At 54.2% G+C, this 823-nt stretch carries 1 protein-coding gene and 1 pseudogene; both read right to left on the bottom strand.

Annotated features, from left to right (window positions below; genetic code table 11):
* Window positions 1–45: 45 nt before the first annotated feature.
* Window positions 46–465, bottom strand: coding sequence for a type II toxin-antitoxin system VapC family toxin (locus ALO64_RS21830; RefSeq protein ID WP_044345993.1), 420 nt, complete (start codon window positions 463–465; stop codon window positions 46–48).
* A pseudogene (locus ALO64_RS26675) lies at window positions 462–720 on the bottom strand (FitA-like ribbon-helix-helix domain-containing protein). Before ALO64_RS26675 ends, ALO64_RS21830 begins: the two are co-directional and overlap by 4 nt.
* Between the last annotated feature and the right edge of the window lie 103 nt (window positions 721–823).

Here is an 823-nt window from a genome sequence, read left to right as displayed (position 1 = left end):
GTCATACTTTAATCCTTTAGATACGTTCCTGATTCAACACTACGTTTACGCTTCCCAGGGGTTAATGACATTCAACCCGGCAGCCTCGAAAGGGCCAGTGTCTCGGGTGGCAACGGTGAAGCCGTTGGCGAGGGCGATGGCTGCAATGAAGGCATCTGCCGTTTCGACCGCCAACCCGGCTGCGCGGGACTTGGGCAGCAGCTCGGCATAAGCCTTCGTACAAGTCATATCGAACGACAGCACCCTATTGGCGAACATCGGCAGCAAGTGCTTTTCCAGGTTTTCACGCAAGCTATCCTGGCGTTTTCCGACAGGCATCAGCGCGATACCAGCACGCAACTCGGCTACCGTGATGGTGGACAGATAAAGCGTTTCCAGCGCTTGTGCGTCGATCCAGTCAAGGACGTGGGCATTGGGCTCTCGGCGCTGCGGTTCTGAAATTACGTTCGTATCGAGCAGGATCATTCAAAGCTCACCGCACGGGCCGGAGACGTGATGCGCGTGTTCTCAAACAAGGTGTGTTCTTTATCGGTCAGACCACCAACCTCACGGGCAATAGAAGCCAGGAACGAGCCAAGTTTCACACGTCCCTCGGGTCTCGCCGCCCGCATCCAAGATGTCGCGTATTTCGGCCTCGGTGCTGCGCCCGTGCAGGGCAGCTTGGATGCGGATTGCCCGATGCACTTCATCGGGTAGGTTTCTTACGTTCACGTTTGCCACTTGGTAGTTACCAGTTTTGCCATCAGTGGTATCACTGTATACTTTTGATACCATAAATCAAGAATGCTAGGCTGGCCTATTTAGGTATACCAAAATGGGCCAT

It is taken from the genome of Pseudomonas meliae (assembly GCF_001400515.1).
GTDB lineage: Bacteria > Pseudomonadota > Gammaproteobacteria > Pseudomonadales > Pseudomonadaceae > Aquipseudomonas > Aquipseudomonas amygdali.
This window is presented reverse-complemented; position numbering and strand designations above follow the sequence as displayed.